A 20060-nucleotide genomic window follows, 5' to 3' on the forward strand; every position below is an offset into this window, starting at 1 on the left:
ACATGAGCCCCGTCACCGCTGGCGTGCTCCAGCTCCTCGCGCTGATCGCCTCGCTCGCGCTGGCCTACCGTCCCCTGGGCGACCACATGGCCCGCGTGTACTCCTCCGAGAAGCACTACAGGCCGGAGAAGTGGATCTACAAGGCCATCGGCGCCGACCCCGGCGCCGAGATGCGCTGGCCCGCCTACCTGCGCGCCGTCCTCGCCTTCTGCGCGGTAGGCGTCCTCTTCCTCTACGCCCTCCAGCGGGCGCAGGGGATCCTGCCCGGCTCGCTCGGGTTCTCCGCGATCGACCCGGACCAGGCCTTCAACACCGCCGCCTCCTTCGTGGCCAACACCAACTGGCAGTCGTACGCCGGCGAGCAGGCCATGGGCCACGTCGTGCAGACCGGCGGCCTGGCGGTGCAGAACTTCGTCTCCGCCGCCGTCGGCATGGCCGTCGCCGTCGCCCTGGTACGGGGCTTCGCGCGCTCCCGCACCGGTGAGCTGGGCAACTTCTGGGCCGACCTGGTCCGCGGCACCGTCCGCGTGCTGCTGCCGATCTCCGTGATCGGCGCGGTCGTCCTGGTCGCGTGCGGCGCGATCCAGAACTTCGCCGGCATCCACGAGGTCGGCCAGTTCATGGGCGGCACCCAGCAGTGGAACGGCGGCGCGGTCGCCTCGCAGGAGGTCATCAAGGAGCTGGGCACGAACGGCGGCGGCTACTTCAACGCCAACTCCGCGCACCCCTTCGAGAACCCGGGCCCCTTCTCCAACCTCTTCGAGGTCTTCCTGATCCTGCTCATCCCGTTCGCACTGACCCGCACCTTCGGCACGATGGTCGGCAGCGTGAGGCAGGGCTACGCGATCCTCGCCACGATGGCCGCCCTCTGGATCGGCTTCACCGCGCTGATGATGTGGACCGAGTTCGCCCACCACGGCCCGGTCTTCGACGTCTCGGGCGGGGCGATGGAGGGCAAGGAGACCCGCTTCGGCATCGGCGCCTCGGCCGTCTTCTCGGTCGCGACCACGCTCACCTCGACCGGCGCGGTCAACTCCTTCCACTCCTCGTACACGGGACTGGGCGGCGGGATCCAGCTGCTGGGCATGCAGCTCGGCGAGATCGCGCCCGGCGGCGTGGGCTCCGGGCTCTACGGCATGCTGGTCATGGCGGTCATCGCCGTGTTCATCGCCGGGCTGATGGTCGGCCGCACGCCCGAATACCTGGGCAAGAAGATCGGCACCCGCGAGATCAAGTTCGCGGCCTGCTACCTCCTCGTCACCCCGGCGCTGGTGCTGGGCTTCACCGCCGCGGCGATGGCCCTGGACACCCCGGCGAACTCGATGGCGAACACCGGCGCGCACGGCTTCTCGGAGATCCTCTACGCCTATACGTCGGGCGCCAACAACAACGGCTCCGCCTTCGCGGGCCTGAACGCCGACACCCAGTGGTTCAACTCGACCATCGGCATCGCCATGCTGCTGGGCCGCTTCCTGCCGATGGTGTTCGTCCTGGCGCTGGCCGGCTCGCTCGCCGGGCAGCAGCCCGTCCCCGCCACGGCGGGAACCCTGCGCACCGACAAGCCGCTCTACGCCGGCCTGCTCGTCGGCACCATCCTGATCATCACCGGTCTGACCTACTTCCCCGCCCTCGCGCTGGGGCCGCTCGCCGAAGGGCTCGCGTCATGAGCACCATCACCCCCACCCGCGCGCCGCACGAAGCCGTCCCGGCGGGCCACGAGCCGGCCGGGCGGGTCGGCGGCGGTCTCTTCGACCCGAAGCAGCTGCTGAGGTCCTTCCCCGACGCGGTCCGCAAGCTGGACCCGCGCGTCATGGTCAAGTCGCCGGTCATGTTCGTGGTCCTGATCGGCTCGGTCGTCACGACGGTCCTGGCGGCCAAGGACCCGGCGGACTGGTTCGGCTGGGCCATCACCGCCTGGCTGTGGCTGACCACGGTCTTCGCCAACCTCGCGGAAGCCGTCGCCGAAGGCCGCGGCAAGGCCCAGGCCGACACCCTGCGCAAGGCCAAGACCGACTCCGTCGCCCGCCGCCTCGGCAAGGACGGCACGAGCGAGGAGCGGGTGCCCGGCACCGGGCTGAGGATCGGCGACCTGGTGGTCTGCGAGGCCGGCGACGTCGTCCCCGGCGACGGTGACGTCGTCGAAGGCGTCGCGTCGGTGGACGAGTCCGCGATCACGGGCGAGTCCGCGCCGGTCATCCGGGAGTCCGGCGGCGACCGCTCCGCGGTCACCGGCGGCACGAAGGTGCTGTCCGACCGGATCGTCATCAAGATAACCACCAAGCCCGGCGAGACCTTCATCGACCGCATGATCGCCCTCGTCGAGGGCGCGGCCCGGCAGAAGACCCCCAACGAGATCGCCCTCAACATCCTCCTGGCGTCCCTCACGATCGTCTTCCTGCTGGCCGTGGTGACCCTCCAGCCGTTCGCCGTCTACGCGGGCGCCGAGCAGTCCATGATCGTGCTCGCCGCCCTGCTGGTCTGCCTGATCCCCACCACGATCGGCGCGCTGCTGTCCGCCATCGGCATCGCGGGCATGGACCGCCTGGTCCAGCGCAACGTCCTGGCCATGTCCGGCCGAGCGGTCGAGGCCGCCGGCGACGTGTCGACGCTGCTGCTCGACAAGACCGGCACCATCACCCTCGGCAACCGCCAGGCCTGCGCGTTCGTGCCGGTCGAGGGCACCACCGCCGCCGAGCTCGCCGACGCGGCCCAGCTCTCCTCCCTCGCCGACGAGACCCCCGAGGGCCGCTCCGTCGTGGTCCTCGCGAAGGAGGAGTACGGCCTGCGCGAACGCCGCCAGGGCGAACTGGCCCACGCCGCCTGGGTGCCCTTCACCGCACAGACCCGCATGTCGGGCGTCGACGTGGACGGCACGCGGACCCGCAAGGGAGCGGCCGGTTCGGTCATCGCCTGGGTCACCGGACAGGGCGGGCGGGTCTCGGACGACGCCGGCCTCCTCGCGAGCCGCATCTCCGAGGAGGGCGGTACGCCTCTGCTGGTCGCCGTGCACGACGAGCGGGGCGCCCGGGTCCTGGGGGTGATCCACCTCAAGGACGTCGTCAAGGAGGGCATGCGCGAGCGGTTCGACGAGCTGCGCCGCATGGGCATCAAGACCGTCATGATCACCGGTGACAACCCGCTGACGGCCAAGGCGATCGCGCGGGAGGCCGGTGTCGACGACTTCCTCGCCGAGGCCACGCCCGAGGACAAGATGGCCCTCATCAAGCGGGAGCAGGCCGGCGGCAAGCTCGTCGCGATGACCGGCGACGGTACGAACGACGCGCCCGCCCTCGCACAGGCGGACGTCGGCGTGGCGATGAACACCGGCACCTCGGCCGCCAAGGAGGCCGGGAACATGGTGGACCTGGACTCCGACCCCACCAAGCTCATCGAGATCGTCGAGATCGGCAAGCAGCTCCTCATCACCCGGGGCGCACTCACGACCTTCTCCATCGCCAACGACGTCGCGAAGTACTTCGCGATCATCCCCGCCATGTTCGCGGTGGTGTACCCCGGTCTGGACAGGCTGAACATCATGGGCCTGTCCTCCCCGCACTCCGCGATCCTCTCCGCGGTCGTCTTCAACGCGCTCGTCATCATCGCGCTGGTGCCGCTCGCCCTCCGGGGCGTCCGCTACCGGCCCACCAGCGCCGACAGGATGCTCCGCCGCAACCTCGGGATCTACGGACTGGGCGGCCTCATCGCCCCCTTCATCGGCATCAAGATCATCGACATGCTCATCTCCCTCATCCCCGGAATCGGCTGAGACGACCATGAACAACTCCGTCAGCAACACCGCCCGCCTGCTCGGTGCCGGACTGCGGGCCCTGCTCGTCCTCACCGTGATCTGCGGGATCGTCTACCCGCTCGCCGTCACCGGGATCGCCCAGGCCCTCTTCCCCCACCAGGCCAACGGCTCCGAGATCAAGGACGACAGCGGCCGGGTCGTCGGCTCGTCCCTCATCGGGCAGACCTACCACCTCCCGAAGCAGAACCCCGGCGACCCGCAGGAGGCCGCCGCACCGGACCTCAGGTGGTTCCAGCCGCGCCCCTCGGGCGGCCTCGGATCCAACAGCGTCAACACGCAGTACTCGCTGCTCCTCTCCGGTGCCACCAACCGCTCCGCCGACAACGGCGCCGTCCATGGAACGTGCACCGAGGACGCGCCGGAAGGCACCCTCTGCGCCCAGGTCACCCGCGCCAAGGAGGCCGTGGTCGCCGACAACTCCACGGCCGGCCACCGGGTGAGGCCCGAGGACGTGCCGGCCGACGCCGTCACCTCCTCCGGATCGGGCCTGGACCCCGACATCTCCCCCGCCTACGCCGAGCTCCAGATCCGCCGGGTCGCCGAGCGCAACGGCCTCGACGTACAGCGGGTCGAGAGGCTCGTCGCGGACCACACCACCGGCCGCACCCTCGGCTTCATGGGCGAACCCCGCGTCAACGTCCTCGAGCTCAACACCGCGCTCAAGGCCCTGGCCAGGAGCTGACGTTCCATGGCGGAGACAGGGTGCGCGCCATGGACCGCGTGCCCTGTCAGCCGGCTCCCGCCCCCCGCTCGCGCCACCAGTCCACGGTCGCCCCGACCTGCTCGTCGAGGGGGGTGGCCCGCACCGCGAAGGACGCCTCATAGGCGCTGGAGTCGACCACGAACGGCCGGTCGAACTGGTAGCGGACCTCCTTCAGTTCACGGAGCAGCGGGGAGAAGAGCGCCGCCGCGCCCAGCACGGCCGACGGCAGCCTGCGCACCGCGACCGGCGCCGTTCCCGCCTGCGCCGCCAGGCGGCCGACCATCTCCCGCACCGACCGCGCGGGCCCGGTCGGGACGTGCCAGGCCCGTCCCCAGGCCCGCTCCTCGCCCGCGACCTCGGCCAGCGCCCGGGCCGCGTCGGGGAGATAGGTCCAGCTGTGCGGGGCGTCCGGATCCCCCAGCACGGAGACCGGTTTGCCGCGCAGCAGCGGCGGTACCACCCGTGCGGCCAGGTGGCCGCCCTCGGTGACGCCGGGCCCGAAGAAGTCCGAGGCCCGCACCTCCACCGCCCTGATGCGGCCCTGCTCGTGCAGCCGCCGCGCCTGCTCCCAGGCCGCCGCGCGCACCCGCCCCTTGGCGCCGGTCGCCGCGAGCGGCAGCTCCTCGGTCATCGGGCGGTCCACCGGGCCGTACCCGTAGAGGTTGCCCAGCATGACCAGTACGGCCCCGGTGGCCTCGGCCGCGGCGCACAACGACGCGGCCAGGGGCGGCCATTGGTCCGCCCAGCGGTGGTAGGGCGGAGCGGCGCAGCCGTAGAGCGCGACCGCACCCTCCGCGGCCCCGATCAGCTGCTCGGGGTCCTTCGCGTCCAGCGCGATGTGCTCGATACCCGGTTCCGGGCTGCCGCCCGACCTGGTGACGACCCGTACCGCATGGCCCTGTTGGGCCAGCAGCCGCGCGGTGGCGGCGCCGGCGGGTCCGAAACCTACGACGACATGAGAGCTCACCCCCGCACACTAGCGCGAGCGGTGCCCGGCGCGCCCCCGGCCCCGCCCGCCCCGGGCCCCGGCGGGCGGCTCAGCCCTCCGCGATCTCCGTACGGACCTGCCGCGCCGCCTCGACGAGGTGCTCCAGGGAGGCCCTGGTCTCGGGCCAGCCGCGGGTCTTCAGCCCGCAGTCGGGGTTGACCCACAGCCGTTCGGCCGGGATGGCCCCAAGTCCCCTGCGCAGCAGCTCCGCGGCCTCCCCGGCGGAGGGGATCCGCGGGGAGTGGATGTCCCAGACGCCCGGGCCGACCTCGCGCGGGTAGCCGGCGCCGGCGAGCTCGTCGGCCACCCGCATGTGGGAGCGCGCGGCCTCCAGGCTGATGACGTCGGCGTCGAGTTCCTCGATGGCCTCGACGATGTCGCCGAACTCGGCGTAGCACATGTGGGTGTGGATCTGGGTGTCCGGCCGGACCCCGCTGGTGGTGAGGCGGAAGGACTCGGTCGCCCAGGCCAGGTAGGCGGCGTGGTCGGCCGCCCGGAGCGGCAGGGTCTCGCGCAGGGCGGGCTCGTCGACCTGGATCACCGAGGTACCCGCCGCCTCCAGGTCGTCGACCTCGTCGCGCAGGGCGAGCGCGACCTGCCGGGCGGTGTCGCCCAGCGGCTGGTCGTCGCGTACGAAGGACCAGGCGAGCATGGTCACCGGGCCGGTCAGCATGCCCTTGACCGGCTTGGCCGTCCGGGACTGCGCGTACGCCGTCCACCGCACGGTCATCGGCTCGGGGCGGGAGATGTCCCCGGCCAGGACCGGCGGGCGCACGTAGCGCGTGCCGTAGGACTGGACCCAGCCGTGCTGGGTGGCCAGGTATCCGGTGAGCTGCTCCGCGAAGTACTGGACCATGTCGTTGCGTTCGGGCTCGCCGTGCACGAGGACGTCGATGCCGGTCTTCTCCTGGAAGGCGATGACCTCGCGGATCTCGGCCTCGATGCGGCCGTCGTAGCCGTCGGCGTCCAGGCGGCCGGCGCGCAGGTCGGCGCGGGCGGTGCGCAGTTCGGCGGTCTGCGGGAAGGAGCCGATGGTCGTCGTGGGCAGCAGCGGCAGCCCCAGGTGGGCCCGCTGGGCCGCCGCGCGCCGGTCGTAGGGCTGGGAGCGGCGGCCGTCGCTGTCGGTGACGGCCGCGGTCCGGGCCCGTACGGCCGGATCGCGGGTGATCGCGGAGTTCGCCCGGGAGGCCAGGTCGGCGCGGTTGGCGGCGAGTTCGGCCGCGATGGCGCCGGTGCCCGAGGCGAGGCCCCGGGCGAGGGTGGTGATCTCGGTGGTCTTCTGGCGGGCGAAGGCCAGCCAGCGGCGGATCTGCGGGTCGATGTCCCGTTCGGCGCCCGCGTCCAGCGGTACGTGGAGGAGGGAGCAGGAGGCGGCGACGTCGACGCGGTCGGCGAGGCCGAGCAGGGTGGCGAGGGTGGTGAGGGACTTCTCGTGGTCGTTGATCCAGATGTTGCGGCCGTCGACCACGCCCGCGACCAGGCGCTTGCCGGGCAGTCCGCCGGCCGCCGCGAGGTCGTCGAGGTTGGCGGCGGCCCGCTCGGTGAAGTCGAGGGCGAGTCCTTCGACGGGTGCCTTGGCCAGCACGGGCAGGGCCTCGCCGAGCCGGTCGAAGTACGTGGCGACCAGCAGCTGGGGGCGCTGGGTCCGGGGCAGGCCGCCGAGCTCGCGGTAGGCCCGGGCGGCGGTGCCCAGTTCGGCCGGGGTGCGGTCCTGCACCAGGGCCGGCTCGTCCAGCTGGACCCATTCGGCGCCGGCCGCGCGCAGGTCTGCGAGGACCTGCGCGTACACGGGCAGCAGCCGGTCGAGCAGCGTGATCGGCCGGAAGTCCTCGGCCACCCCGGGGGCGGGCTTGGCGAGCAGGAGGTAGGTGACGGGGCCGACCAGGACCGGGCGGGCCCCGAGGCCCAGGGCCAGGGCCTCCCGCAGTGCGGCGACCTGCCGGGTGGAGTCGGCGGTGAACCGGGTGTCGGGCCCGAGTTCGGGCACCAGGTAGTGGTAGTTGGTGTCGAACCACTTGGTCATCTCCAGCGGCGCCGCGTCCTGGGTGCCGCGGGCCATGGCGAAGTATCCGTCGAGGGCGTCGGCATCGAACGCGGCGCGGTGGCGGTCGGGGACGGCGCCGAGCATGACGCTGGTGTCGAGGACGTGGTCGTAGTACGAGAAGTCGCCGGTGGGGACCTCGGTGATGCCGGCGCCGGCCAGTTGGAGCCAGTTCGCCCGGCGCAGGTGCGCGGCGGTCTCGTGGAGGGCTTCGGCGCTGACGCGGCCCTTCCAGTAGCCCTCGACGGCCTTCTTCAGTTCACGGTTCGGCCCCTGGCGGGGGTAGCCGTACACGGTGGCTTCCACGGCGGCGGCTGCGGACTCGGTTGTCACGGAACTCTCCTTCGCGAGCTTGTCTCCATGAGTCCCGGTGGCGGGACGTGGGGCGCGAAGGGGTCACGGACCGGACGGTCCGCCGGGGCGCGCTGCGCCGCCGTGACCGTCCGAGATCTGTTCGCCGACCCGCCCACGAGGTCACCGGGATGTCCGCGCACGGCTGTGCGTGCGCGGGCAACGGGCAGGTCTTCGGACTTGCGGGCACGTCTGCCCTTCGGGCAGACACCTAGTGGCCGTCGCTTCCCAGACCCGTCCGGGCCCAGTGCGTATGACGGCGGTCGTTCCCGCTCACCGCTGCGGGGCAGTCCCGGATTCCCACCGGGTTCCCTCTTACGACGCATCCCGCCTGGCGGACGGGGCGAACCAGCTGCTGCCGATCAGCGTAGGCGCAGGTTCTGGAGGAGCGGTACAGCGGCCCGCATGCCGGACGGTGACGTGGGCCACGCCGGGGCCCGCCCCGTGCCCGCCACCCCCCGCCCCTCCTCCCGTCAGCGCCGGTCGTACGTGTGGAAGCCGCGGCCGCTCTTGCGGCCCAGCAGCCCCGCCTGGACCATCCGCCGCAGCAGCGGGGGCGGTGCGTAGAGGGGTTCCTTGAACTCCTCGTACAGCGACTGCGCGATGGCCGCGACCGTGTCCAGTCCGATCAGGTCGGCGAGCTTGAGCGGGCCCATGGGGTGGGCGCAGCCCAGTTCCATGCCGGCGTCGACGTCGGCGGCGCTCGCGAAGCCGGACTCGGCCATCCGGACGGCCGAGAGCAGGTACGGGACGAGCAGGGCGTTGACGACGAAGCCGGCCCGGTCCTGGGAGCGGATGGCGGTCTTGCCCAGGCTGTCGCGGGCGAAGGCCTCCACCCGCTCGGCGGTCTCGCGGGTGGTGTGCAGGGAGGAGACGATCTCGACCAGCGGCAGGACGGGTACGGGGTTGAAGAAGTGCAGGCCCACGACGCGGTCCGCGCGGCCGGTGGCCATCGCGAGGCGCATGACGGGGAGGGCGGAGGTGTTCGTCGCGAGGACCGCGGCCGGATCCTCGACGATCTTGTCGAGGGCCGTGAAGACCTCCTCCTTGACCTCCGGGTTCTCCACGACGGCCTCGATGACGAGCTGCCGGTCGGCGAGGTCGTCGAGGCTGCCCGAGAAGACGAGCCGGGCGAGGGCGTCCTCGGCGGTGAGCCGGTCCAGTTTGCCGCGCTGGACGGCGCGTTCGAGGGACACGGCCACGCGTTCGCGGGCGGCGCGGGCCCCGGTGGCGTCGGCCTCGTAGACCACGGTGTCGAGGCCGGCGCGGGCGCAGACCTCGGCGATCCCGGCGCCCATCTGGCCGCCGCCGACGATGCCGACCCGGCGGATGCCTCCCTCGGCGGGTGCGGGAACGGGTGCGGGGATCGGGACCGCGGTGCTCATGAGCGGGCCTCCGGACGGACCAGGTGGCGGATGTACGCGTCGGGGGTGAAGAAGGCGGGCAGCTCCCGCTCGAACACGGTGCGCTCGAAGACGGCGCGGGCCTCGGCGACCAGGGCTTGCGGCTGCTCCTCGGCGAGCGCCGCGCAGGCGGCGTCGAGGAGTGTGCGTACGGCCGCCTGGTCCGTGCTGCGGTGGCGCAGCCACTGCCAGAGCTGCACGCGGGCGATCTCCGCGGTGGCCGCGTCCTCCATCAGCCCGTCGAGGGCGACGGCTCCGGTGCCGCGCAGCCAGGCGTCGAAGTACCGCAGGGCGACGCGGACGTTGGCGCGGACGCCTTCGGGGGTGGGCGGGCCGCCGCTGCGCCGGACCGACAGCAGTGCGGCGGCGGTGACGTGGACGTCCTGGCGCAGGCGCTCGAGCTGGTGCGGCCGGTCTGCGAGCACTCTGTCGAACACCTCGCGGCAGAGGGGGACGAGTCCGGGGTGGGCGACCGACGAGCCGTCGAAACCGTCCTCGGCTTCGCGCTCCTTGTCGAGGCGGACCCTGGCGAGGGCCGCGGTGTTCGCCCCGGCGTCCTTGCCGGGCACCTGGGCGGCCATGCCGCCGATGGCGTGCGCGCCGCGCCTGTGGCAGGTGCGGACGAGGAGTTCGGTGTACGCCCGCAGGAAGGGGGCGGTCATGGTGACCTTCGCCCGGTCGGGCAGCCGGAAGTCCGTGCGGTGGCCGAAGGTCTTGACGAGGCTGGAGAGGTAGTCCCAGCGGCCCGCGTGCAGTCCGGCGCTGTGCTCGCGCAGCTCGTAGAGGATCTCCTCCATCTCGAAGGCCGCGGTGACCGTCTCGATCAGGACGGTGGCGCGGACGGTGCCGCGCGGGATGCCGAGGAGTTCCTGGGCCGTCAGGAAGACGTCGTTCCACAGGCGTGCCTCGTACCGGTTCTCCAGCTTGGGCAGGGAGAAGTACGGGCCGCGGCCGGCGTCGATCTGCCGCTGGGCGCAGTGGAAGAAGTAGAGGCCGAAGTCGACCAGCGGGGCCGGGACGGGACGGCCGTCGATCCGCAGGTGCTGCTCGGTCAGGTGCCAACCCCGCGGCCGGACCATGATCGTGGCCGGCCGGTCGCCGAGGCGGTACTCCTTGCCGTCGGGCGTGGTGAAGTCGATCCGGCGCTCGATCGCGTCGAGCAGGTTCAGCTGCCCGCCGATGACGTTCTCCCAGGTGGGGGAGGTGGCGTCCGCGAAGTCGGCCATCCACACCCGGGCTCCGGAGTTCAGGGCGCGCACCGTCGTGCGGCGGTCCGGGGGCCCGGTGATCTCCACCCGGCGGTCGAGGAGGCCCGGGGCGGGCGGTGCGACGCGCCAGTCGGGGTCCTCGCGGACCGCGGTGGTGGCGCGGGAGAAGTCGAGGGGGTCGCCGGAGACGAGCCGGTCGGTCCGCCGGCGGCGTTCGGCGAGCACCTCCGGGCGGCGGCCGGCGAAGGCCGTGTGGAGCGCGCCGACGAAGTCCAGGGCGGCGGGGGTGAGGATCTCGTCGAAGCGGTGGCCCGGTGCGCCGAGCACGTGGACGCGGCCGGTGAGTTCGGTGGTGGTCATACGGGTCTCCTCGGCGGGAGCTGCGGACGGGAGGGAAGGGCGTCCCGGGCGCGGGGACGGCGGCGGTGTGCCTGCCGCCGACCCCACCGCGCGGGGCGGGCCTCAGTGGAACTGCTCCTCCTCCGTGGAGCCGGCGAGCGCCGTGGTCGAGGAGGCGGGGTTGACGGCGGTCGCGACCAGGTCGAAGTAGCCGGTACCGACCTCGCGCTGGTGCCTGACGGCGGTGAACCCGTGCTCCTGGGCGGCGAACTCGCGTTCCTGCAGGTCCACGTAGGCCGTCATGCCGTGCTCCGCGTAGCCGCGGGCGAGGTCGAACATGCCGTGGTTGAGGGAGTGGAAGCCGGCCAGGGTGATGAACTGGAAGCGGTAGCCCATCGCGCCCAGCTCCCGCTGGAACTTGGCGATCTGGTCGTCGTCCAGCGCCGCCTTCCAGTTGAAGGAGGGCGAGCAGTTGTAGGCGAGCATCCGGTCCGGGTACCGCTCGTGGATCGCCTCGGCGAACTCGCGGGCCTGGGCGAGGTCCGGGGTGCCGGTCTCGACCCAGATCAGGTCGGCGTACGGGGCGTAGGCGAGGCCGCGGGCGATGACCGGGGCCATGCCGCCCCGGACGTGGTGGAAGCCCTCGGCGGTGCGCTCGCCCGTGCAGAACTCGGCGTCGCGCTCGTCCACGTCGCTGGTCAGCAGGGTCGCGGCCAGGGCGTCGGTACGGGCGATGACCAGGGTCGGGGTGTCCGCGATATCGGCCGCCAGCCGGGCCGCGTTCAGGGTGCGGATGTGCTGCGAGGTGGGGACGAGGACCTTGCCGCCGAGGTGGCCGCACTTCTTCTCGGAGGCGAGCTGGTCCTCGTAGTGGATGCCGGCCGCACCGGCCGCGATCATCGCCTTGGTCAGCTCGAAGGCGTTCAGCGGTCCGCCGAAACCGGCCTCCGCGTCCGCCACGATCGGGGCGAGCCAGTCGGTCGTGTCCGTGCCGCCCTCGGCGGTGGCGATCTGGTCGGCGCGCAGCAGCGCGTTGTTGATCCGCCGGACCACCTGGGGAACGGAGTTGACGGGGTAGAGGCTCTGGTCGGGGTAGGTGTGCCCGGCCTGGTTGGCGTCGGCGGCGACCTGCCAGCCGGACAGGTAGATCGCCTGGAGCCCGGCCCGCACCTGCTGGACGGCCTGGCCGCCGGTGAGCGCGCCGAGCGCGTGGACGTAGTCCCGCTCGTGCAGCTGCCGCCACAGCCGCTCGGCGCCGCGCCGGGCCAGGGTGTGCTCCTCGCGGACGCTGCCGGAGAGCCGGACCACGTCCTCGGCACCGTAGGTCCGCTCGATGCCCGCCCAGCGGGGGTCGGTGGCCCAGCGCTGTTCGAGCTGCCGGGCCGCTGCCGCCGTGTTCGCCTCTGCCATGACCGCCACCGTCTCCATGAGTCACTTGTCCGCACTGGCACCACGTGCCGAGGTAAGGGGGGTACGGCCCGAGACCGGTCTCAACTCCCCCGGTTCCGCTGGCCGCAGGACCGACTCTGACAGTGGCACCGAGTGCCATCAAGGAGGGACGAATGCCAAGTTCTGCGAATCTTCCGAGCGTTTCTGCCACGTTTGCGAACGACCGCGGCGGCCGGATCCCCCGTAGGGTTGCGGCGTCCCGGCCACACGAAGGGGGAGCGCGGTGGGCAAGACGTACGCGGGGGCGCGGCTGCGGCGCCTGCGCGAGGAACGGCGGATGAGCCAGGCCGAGCTGGCCCGCGTCCTCGCGATCTCGCCGAGCTACCTCAACCAGATGGAACACGACTCGCGGCCGCTCACGGTGCCCGTACTGCTGCGGCTGACCGAGGCGTTCGGCGTCGATCCCGGCTTCTTCTCGGAGCGGGACACCAGCCGCCTGCTGGCCGACCTCCGCGAGGCCCTCGCCGGGGAGGTCGCGGAGGCCCGGGTGTCCCCGTCGGACCTGGCGGAGCTGGCCGGCCGGATGCCCGCCGTCGCCGGGGTGCTGGTGGACCTCGGCCGGCGCGCCCAGCTGCTCGCCGAGCGGCTCGCCGGGGACGGGGACGGCCGGGAGGGCGCGGCGCAGGGCCCGCGCTCGCCGCACGAGGAGATCCGCGAGTTCTTCTACCGGCGGCAGAACTACCTGCACGACAGCGATCTCGCCGCCGAAACGCTGGCCCGCGAGATCGGGATCAGGCCGGGGGACGTGCTGCGCGCCCTGTCGGTGCGGCTCCTGGACCGGCACGGGGTGCGCCTCGCGGCCGATTCGGACCGGCTGCACCACTACGACGCCGGATCCCGCGTCCTGCACGTGTCCAGCCGGCTGCGGCCGGGCCAGCAGGCCTTCCGGATGGCCACCCAGCTGGCGCTGCTGGAGCACGGGGAGGAGCTCGACCGGCTGGCGGCCGAGGACTTCGCGCCGGGCTCGCCCGCCCACGCCCTGGCCCGGATCGGGATCGCCAACCACTTCGCCGCCGCGCTGATCCTCCCGTACCGGGCCTTCCACACGGCCGCCGAGGAGTTCCGCTACGACATCGAGCGGCTCTGCGACCACTTCGGCCTCGGCTACGAGACCGTCTGCCACCGGCTGAGCACCCTGCAACGGCCCGGGCTGCGCGGGGTGCCCTTCTCCTTCGTGCGGGTGGACCGGGCCGGCAACATGTCCAAGCGGCAGTCCGCGACCGGATTCCACTTCTCCCGCACGGGCGGCACCTGCCCGCTGTGGAACGTGTACGAGGCCTTCGCCGCGCCCGGCCGCATCCACGTCCAGGTCGCCGCCATGCCCGACGGACAGCGCCACCTCTGGACCGCCCGGGCCGTCACCCGCCACCGCGGCGGGTGGGGCGAGCCCGGCAAGACCTTCGCCATCGGCCTCGGCTGCGAGATCCGGCACGCCTCCCGCCTCGTCTACTCCGACGGGCTCGACCTCGGCAGGACCTCCGCCGATACGCCGATCGGGATGGGCTGCCGCCTGTGCGAGCGCCTCGACTGCCCGCAGCGGGCCGTCCCGCCCCTCGGCCGGGCGCTCGCCGTCGACGAGAACAGCAGCAGCTTCGTGCCGTACCCGGTCGCGGCCGAACGCGCCTGAGCCGGCGGCGGTCCGGCGGAGCGGGCCGGCGCCGCAAAGCGACGCCCGGCCGGGCCCGCCCGGTCCCGGTCCTGGCCGGGCGGGCGGGCGACCGGCCGGGCGGGCGACCGGCCGGAGTCTAGGGCCGGGCGACGGGAACGTTGCTGGTGACGGCGCCGTCCGTGCCGGAGACCGTGACCGCGTGACGGACCCCGTCCGGCCCGAGGACCACGGCCAGCCAGGCACTGCCGCCGCCCTCCTGGGCGACCACGCGCAGGCTCTCCACCTTGCCGCCCTCCACCGCCCCGGCCGCCTTGTCGGCCGCCTGCCCGATGGCCAGCGACGGCAGGGGCGCGGGGGCCGTCTTCCCCGAGCCGCGGGAACCCTCTTCCCCGGCGCGCGGGTTCGGGGCCGCCTCCCTCATCTCCTTCAGGACCTTGAGGTCCTTCAGGTCCTTGGGGTGCTTGCGGTTCTCGGGGCCGAAGGCGCGGTCGCCGTCCTCGCCCCCGCCCGCCGGGCCGCGCCGCATCCCGCCCTCGCGGTCGGCCTCGGCCCAGGCGAAGCGGGGTCCGGACATCCGCTCGTGGTGGTGCTCGTGCACCGCCACGGCCACCGCCGTACCGCCGACGATCACCACGGCCGCGCCCAGCGCCGCCCACCGGGCGCCCTTGCGCCGGGGCACCAGACGCCCCAGGTCCACACGCTTGCGCGGGCCGGGCTGCGGGGCGGCCTCCGGCCGCGTGGGCTGCTCGGGCTGCTCGGACGGCGGGAAGGATTCAGACATACCTGGGCTCCTCATACACAACCGGGCACGGCACCCGGCTCGTTGCAGAGCATGCTGAGCGGATGCTGAAGCCCACCTGAAGCCGGCTGAAGACCTCTTCAGCCTGCCGCGGACCGGGCCTGAGACCCTGGTCGGCATGCGCGTACTGGTGGTGGAGGACGAACGGCGGCTGGCCGTGGCCCTGCAGCGGGGGCTCCAATCGGAGGGGTTCTCGGTGGACGTGGCCCACGACGGGCTGCAAGGACTGTGGATGGCCACCGAGCACGACTACGACCTGATCGTGCTCGACATCATGCTGCCCGGCCTGAACGGCTACCGGGTCTGCTCCCGGCTGCGCGCCGCCGGGAACGAGTCGGGGATCCTGATGCTGACGGCGAAGGACGGCGAGTACGACGAGGCGGAGGCCCTGGACACCGGCGCCGACGACTTCCTGTCCAAGCCCTTCTCCTACCTCGTCCTGGTCGCCCGGCTGCGCGCACTGGCCCGGCGCACGGGCCGCCGCGGCCCGCAGGTGATGCACTTCGGCGACCTGGTGCTGGATCCGGCCCGGCACGCCTGCTCCCGCGGCGAGACCGAGATACGGCTGACGGCCCGGGAGTTCGCGGTACTGGAGTACCTGGCCCGGCGCCCCGGCGAGGTCGTGCCCAAACGGGAGATCCTGGAGCAGGTCTGGGACATCGCCTTCGCCGGCGACCCCAACGTGGTCGAGGTCCACATCAGCGCAGTGCGCCGCAAGATCGACGCGCCGTTCGGCCGCGCCGCGCTGGAGACCGTACGCGGCGCGGGCTACCGGCTGGCGGCCGACGGTGGCTGAGCCCGCACTCCCCCGGCGCTTCCGCCGCCCGCGCGCCCCGCTGGGGGCGGGAAGGCTGGTGCGCCTGCTCCGGCGCTCTCCCCTGCGCCGCCTCGTGCCCACCACCGTCCGGGCGCGCGCCACCGCCGGCGCCGTGCTGGTCGTCGCCGCCGCCCTGACCCTGGCCTCCTTCGCCCTCCTGGGACTGCTGGAGGCCAACCTGCTGCGCAACGCCGAGCGCGACGCCGCGCGGCAGGCCGAGACGATCGCCCGGCTCGCGGCCACCGGGGATCTCGACAAGACGCGGCCGAACCTGCACGGCGTCGAGTTCTTCCAGGTGGTCAACGCCCGCGGCCGGGTGCTGCGCGCCCATCCGAACCTCGCCGGGGAGTTCCCGCTCGCCCCCGTCCCGCCGCGGCCCGGGAAGGAGTCCCGGACCTGGCAGGCCGGCCCGCTCGGCGGCGAGCACCGCCAGCGGGTCGTCCAGGTCACCACGCAGACCCCGCAGGGCATGGTCACCGTGTTCGTGGGCACCTCGCTGCGCGACGTGGACGCGGCCGACGACACCACGGCCGCCGCCCTCGCGGTCGGCGGCCCGCTGCTCCTGGCCACCGTCGCCTTCGTCACCTGGCGGGTCACCGGCCGGGCGCTCGGGCCGGTCGAGGCGATCCGCGCCGAGGTCGCCGGGATCAGCGACCGGGACCTGCACCGGCGGGTCCCCGTACCGCCCACGCACGACGAGGTCGCCCGCCTGGCGCAGACGATGAACACCACCCTGGACCGGCTGGAGTCCGCCGGCATCCGCCAGCGCCGGTTCATCGCCGATGCCTCGCACGAACTGCGCAGCCCCATCACGGTGCTGCGCACCCAGCTGGAGGTGGCCCTGGCCGTCCGGGACCCGGAGCTGTGGCCGGAACTGATCGGCGGCGCGCTCCAGGACATCGAACGGCTCCAGCAGCTCTCCTCCGACCTGCTGCTGCTCGCCCGGATCGACGCCGCCCAGCCGATGGCGTCGGCCCGGCTGGACCTGGGCGCCGTGGTCCGGGGCGCCGTGGAGGCCCGCCTCGGGGACCGGGTCCCGGTGCACACGGAGCTGGCGGACGGCGTCCGGGTGGAGGGCAGCGAGCTGTGGCTGGCCCGGGTGGTCACCAACCTGCTCGACAACGCCCAGCGGTTCGCCGTCCGGCGGGTGGACCTCGTCCTCGCCGCCGGCGGCCCCGGCGGACGGACCGCCGTGCTGGAGGTGACCGACGACGGCCCCGGAATCCCGCCCGGCGACCGGGAACGGGTCTTCGAGCGCTTCACCCGCCTCGACGACGCCCGCAGCCGCGACCACGGCGGGGCCGGCCTGGGCCTCGCCATAGCCCGGGACCTGGCCGCACACCACGGCGGCACCCTCACCGCCGAGGACTCCCCGAGGGGAGCCCGGCTGGTGGTGCGGCTGCCGGTGGCGGAAGGGGATCAGCCCAGCAGGGCGTAGACCGTGGAGGCGGTGGCGGCGGGCTCCGCCGCACCCTCGGGGGTCATGGTGATGTCGGCGAAGGCCATCCGCCGGCCCAGTTTGGTCACCCGTACGTGGATCAGCACGTCGGCGCCGGTCACGGGGCGCTGGAAGCTCGTCGACTGCTGGACGGTGGTCATGGGCCCGTACGCGCCGCGCGCGCTGGAGATCGCGATGACGGTCGCGGTGTCGGCGGCGGCCATCAGGGCCTGGCCCGAGAGCCCGCCGCCGTCCCGGGCCAGGGCCTCGGACCAGGGCAGCCGCAGGACGGCGTGCCGCTCGCCGGTCTCCTGGACGCTCAGGCCCAGGGCGAGCACCCAGGGGGCGAAGTTGTCGGCGAGGATCTTGTCTGCGTCTGCGGGGGAGAACGTCACCGGGCGATTGTGGCGGCCCGGCCGGACCGCCACAATCCCCTGTCGGTTTTCGGTCAGAGGGTGGCGGCGAGTTCCGTGCCCTGGCGGATGGCCCGCTTGGCGTCGAGTTCGGCGGCCACGTCGGCGCCGCCGATCAGGTGCGCCTCGACACCGGCCGCGCGCAGCGCCTCGTACAGGTCGCGGCGCGGCTCCTGCCCGGTGCACAGGACGACGGTGTCGGCGGGTACGAGGCGCTGCTCGCCGTCGACGGTGATGTGCAGGCCCTCGTCGTCGATCCGCTCGTACGAGGCCCCGGCGACGGAGACCACCCCGCGGTGCTTGAGCTCCGCCCGGTGGATCCAGCCGGTGGTGGTGCCGAGGCCGGCGCCGACCTTGGTCGTCTTGCGCTGGAGCAGGTGGACCTGGCGCGGCGGTGCGGGGCGCTCGGCGGGGGTGAGCCCGCCGGGGCCGGTGTACGCCGTGTCCACGCCCCAGTGGCGGAAGTAGACGGCCGGGTCCTGGGAGGCGCCCTCGCCGCTGTCGGTGAGGTACTCGGCGACGTCGAAGCCGATGCCGCCCGCGCCGACGACGGCGACGCGCCCGCCGACGGGCGCGCCGTCCCGCAGCACGTCGAGGTAGGTGACGACGCTGGGGTGGTCCACGCCCTCGATCGCGGGGGTGCGGGGGGTGACCCCGGTGGCGACGACGACCTCGTCGTAGCCCCGGAGGGCCTCCACGTCGGCACGGGTGTTCAGGCGGACGTCCACGCCGCTGTCCACGAGCTGGGTGCCGTAGTAGCGGATGGTCTCCTCGAACTCCTCCTTGCCGGGGATGCGGCGGGCGATGTCGAGCTGGCCGCCGAGGTGGCCGGAGGCCTCGAAGAGGGTGACGGCGTGGCCTCGGCCGGCGGCGGAGACCGCACAGGCGAGTCCGGCCGGGCCGGCGCCGACGACCGCGACGCGCTTCTTCAGCCGGGTGGGGGCGAGGACCAGCTCGGTCTCGTGGCAGGCGCGCGGGTTGACCAGGCAGCTGGTGATCTTGCCGCTGAAGGTGTGGTCGAGGCAGGCCTGGTTGCAGCCGATGCAGGTGTTGATGGTCTCGGAGCGGCCGGCCGCGGCCTTGGCGACGAAGTCGGCGTCGGCGAGGAAGGGGCGGGCCAGGGAGACCAGGTCGGCGCGGCCGTCGGCGAGCAGTTCCTCGGCGATCTCGGGGGTGTTGATGCGGTTGCTGGTGACCAGGGGGACGGACACCGCGCCCATCAGCCGCTTGGTGACCCAGGTGTAGGCGCCGCGCGGCACGGAGGTGGCGATGGTGGGGATGCGGGCCTCGTGCCAGCCGATGCCGGTGTTGATGATGGTGGCGCCGGCCGCCTCGACCTCCTTGGCGAGGTGGACGACCTCGTCGAGGGTGGAGCCGCCGGGGATCAGGTCGAGCATGGAGAGGCGGTAGATGACGATGAAGTCCTCGCCGACGGCCTCGCGGGTGCGGCGGACGATCTCCAGCGGGAAGCGGACGCGGTTCTCGTAGGCGCCGCCCCAGCGGTCGGTGCGCTTGTTGGTGGCGGCGGCGATGAACTCGTTGATCAGGTAGCCCTCGGAGCCCATGATCTCGACGCCGTCGTAGCCCGCGAGCTTGGCGAGGCGGGCGGCCCGGACGAAGTCCTCGACGGTGCGCTCGACCTCGATGTCGCTGAGCTCGTTGGGGACGAAGGGGCTGATGGGGGCCTGGAGGGCGCTGGGGGCGACGAGGTCCTTGTGGTAGGCGTAGCGGCCGAAGTGGAGGATCTGCATGGCGATCTTCCCGCCCTCGGCGTGCACCGTCTCGGTGATCACCCGGTGCTCGGCGGCCTCCTCCTCGGTGGTGAGGCGGGAGCCGCCCTCGAAGGGGCGGCCGGCGTCGTTCGGGGCGATGCCGCCGGTGACGATCAGGCCGGCGCCGCCGCGGGCCCGCTCGGCGTAGAAGGCGGCGAGGCGCTCGAAGCCGCCCGCGTGCTCCTCGAGGCCGGTGTGCATCGACCCCATGATCACTCGGTTGGGCAGAGTGGTGAAGCCGAGGTCCAGGGGGCTCAGCAGGTGCGGGTACCGGGACATGGGGGCGCCTCCTCGCGCGGGGGTGATGACCCAGTTCTAGCGAGGGGAGGCCGGTTTTGCAACTAGGTGCAAAACCAAGGGGACCCTCACCGGCCCCGGGATTCCCGGAGCCGGCGGGCCCGTCGGCCACAGCCTGTGGCGCAGTTCACGCCGCGGCGGCGCGCGCCCGGGGGCGCGTCAGTGGATGACCCGGAAGCTCCGCCAGGACAGGCTGTCGGGCGCCGTCACGTTGGAGAGGGTCGTGGCCACGTAGGTGCCGTCGGCCCGGTCGACCTTTCCGCAGTCCTCCGTCCGGTACAGCACGATGTCGACGAGGGTGTTGTTCTCCACGTGGGTCGCCCCCTTCGGGATGCCGATCTTGTGGCAGCCCCGGACGAGGGTGTTGGAGTAGCTCAGCTCGATCGGCGAGTCGTGGCCGCGGAAGCTGAGCATGCCTACGGTGCTCCGGCCCAGGCCCGAGCAGGCGGTGGCGGTCAGCAGCAGCGCCGCGACCCCCACGATGGTGCTGATCCGTCGGCTGTGGGACATGGCGCGGTCCTCGTCTGTGCGGTGGCGGCGGTTCCTGCCCAACAGCTTTGCCCCGCGGAGCGCGGGAGGCTTGCGTTGCTCGGCCGACCGGATGAACGGGGGTGGAGCCGGGCCC

General features: G+C 73.2%; 15 protein-coding genes and 1 riboswitch. Of the genes, 6 read left to right on the forward strand and 9 right to left on the reverse strand.

Annotated elements, in window-relative coordinates; genetic code table 11:
- The first annotated feature begins 2 nt into the window (after positions 1 to 2).
- The 3 genes from kdpA to AB0D66_RS09210 are packed head-to-tail and all read left to right on the forward strand — an operon-like array spanning position 3 to position 4490.
- Positions 3 to 1667, forward strand: coding sequence for a potassium-transporting ATPase subunit KdpA (gene kdpA, locus AB0D66_RS09200; protein ID WP_362299011.1), 1665 nt, complete (start codon positions 3 to 5; stop codon positions 1665 to 1667).
- On the forward strand, positions 1664 to 3766 hold the full coding sequence (gene kdpB, locus AB0D66_RS09205; RefSeq protein WP_362299014.1) for a potassium-transporting ATPase subunit KdpB: 2103 nt from the start codon (positions 1664 to 1666) through the stop codon (positions 3764 to 3766). Before kdpA ends, kdpB begins: the two co-directional genes overlap by 4 nt.
- 7 nt (positions 3767 to 3773) lie before the next feature.
- Positions 3774 to 4490, forward strand: coding sequence for a potassium-transporting ATPase subunit C (locus AB0D66_RS09210; protein ID WP_362299017.1), 717 nt, complete (start codon positions 3774 to 3776; stop codon positions 4488 to 4490).
- A gap of 46 nt (positions 4491 to 4536) precedes the next feature.
- Here the strand turns inward: AB0D66_RS09210 and AB0D66_RS09215 are convergent, their stop codons facing one another.
- The 5 genes from AB0D66_RS09215 to aceA form a co-directional block, all read right to left on the reverse strand.
- Positions 4537 to 5478 (reverse strand): NAD-dependent epimerase/dehydratase family protein, encoded by a 942-nt coding sequence (locus tag AB0D66_RS09215; protein ID WP_362299020.1) that lies wholly within the window; start codon positions 5476 to 5478, stop codon positions 4537 to 4539.
- 70 nt (positions 5479 to 5548) lie between these two features.
- Positions 5549 to 7873: a 5-methyltetrahydropteroyltriglutamate--homocysteine S-methyltransferase gene (metE, locus tag AB0D66_RS09220; RefSeq protein WP_362299023.1), complete on the reverse strand. Its 2325-nt coding sequence runs from the start codon at positions 7871 to 7873 to the stop codon at positions 5549 to 5551.
- A gap of 165 nt (positions 7874 to 8038) precedes the next feature.
- Positions 8039 to 8259: riboswitch (cobalamin riboswitch) on the reverse strand.
- A 105-nt stretch (positions 8260 to 8364) separates the two neighbouring features.
- Positions 8365 to 9276 (reverse strand): 3-hydroxybutyryl-CoA dehydrogenase, encoded by a 912-nt coding sequence (locus AB0D66_RS09225; RefSeq protein WP_362299026.1) that lies wholly within the window; start codon positions 9274 to 9276, stop codon positions 8365 to 8367.
- Positions 9273 to 10862, reverse strand: a complete 1590-nt coding sequence (gene aceB / locus AB0D66_RS09230; RefSeq protein ID WP_362299029.1) for a malate synthase A — start codon at positions 10860 to 10862, stop codon at positions 9273 to 9275. The genes AB0D66_RS09225 and aceB overlap by 4 nt, the downstream gene beginning before the upstream one ends.
- Before the next feature lie 102 nt (positions 10863 to 10964).
- Positions 10965 to 12251, reverse strand: a complete 1287-nt coding sequence (gene aceA / locus AB0D66_RS09235) for an isocitrate lyase (RefSeq protein ID WP_362299032.1) — start codon at positions 12249 to 12251, stop codon at positions 10965 to 10967.
- A 262-nt stretch (positions 12252 to 12513) separates the two neighbouring features.
- Between aceA and AB0D66_RS09240 the strand changes: the two genes are divergently transcribed.
- On the forward strand, positions 12514 to 13917 hold the full coding sequence (locus tag AB0D66_RS09240; protein WP_362299036.1) for a short-chain fatty acyl-CoA regulator family protein: 1404 nt from the start codon (positions 12514 to 12516) through the stop codon (positions 13915 to 13917).
- Between the two features lie 118 nt (positions 13918 to 14035).
- Here AB0D66_RS09240 and AB0D66_RS09245 read toward each other — a convergent pair whose 3' ends face one another.
- A complete protein-coding gene (locus AB0D66_RS09245; RefSeq protein WP_362299039.1) occupies positions 14036 to 14680 on the reverse strand; it encodes a hypothetical protein in 645 nt (214 codons plus the stop codon).
- A 136-nt stretch (positions 14681 to 14816) separates the two neighbouring features.
- Here AB0D66_RS09245 and AB0D66_RS09250 point away from each other — a divergent pair, with 136 nt between their 5' ends.
- Positions 14817 to 15494 carry a response regulator transcription factor gene (locus AB0D66_RS09250; RefSeq protein WP_362299042.1) on the forward strand — a complete coding sequence of 226 codons (678 nt, stop codon included), beginning with the start codon at positions 14817 to 14819 and terminating at the stop codon, positions 15492 to 15494.
- 82 nt (positions 15495 to 15576) lie between these two features.
- The gene (locus tag AB0D66_RS09255; RefSeq protein ID WP_362299322.1) at positions 15577 to 16953 is read left to right on the forward strand and encodes an ATP-binding protein; all 1377 of its coding nucleotides are present in this window, start codon (positions 15577 to 15579) and stop codon (positions 16951 to 16953) included.
- Here AB0D66_RS09255 and AB0D66_RS09260 read toward each other — a convergent pair.
- From AB0D66_RS09260 to AB0D66_RS09270, 3 genes are all read right to left on the reverse strand, one after another.
- Positions 16935 to 17348, reverse strand: coding sequence for a PaaI family thioesterase (locus tag AB0D66_RS09260; RefSeq protein ID WP_362299045.1), 414 nt, complete (start codon positions 17346 to 17348; stop codon positions 16935 to 16937). The genes AB0D66_RS09255 and AB0D66_RS09260 overlap by 19 nt on opposite strands.
- Positions 17349 to 17401: 53 nt before the next feature.
- A complete protein-coding gene (locus AB0D66_RS09265; protein ID WP_362299048.1) occupies positions 17402 to 19417 on the reverse strand; it encodes an NADPH-dependent 2,4-dienoyl-CoA reductase in 2016 nt (671 codons plus the stop codon).
- 177 nt (positions 19418 to 19594) lie between these two features.
- Positions 19595 to 19945, reverse strand: coding sequence for a hypothetical protein (locus AB0D66_RS09270; protein WP_362299051.1), 351 nt, complete (start codon positions 19943 to 19945; stop codon positions 19595 to 19597).
- Between the last annotated feature and the right edge of the window lie 115 nt (positions 19946 to 20060).

Origin of the sequence: Streptomyces sp. NPDC048270, from assembly GCF_040652335.1 — a bacterium.
Classification (GTDB): Bacteria; Actinomycetota; Actinomycetes; order Streptomycetales; family Streptomycetaceae; genus Streptomyces.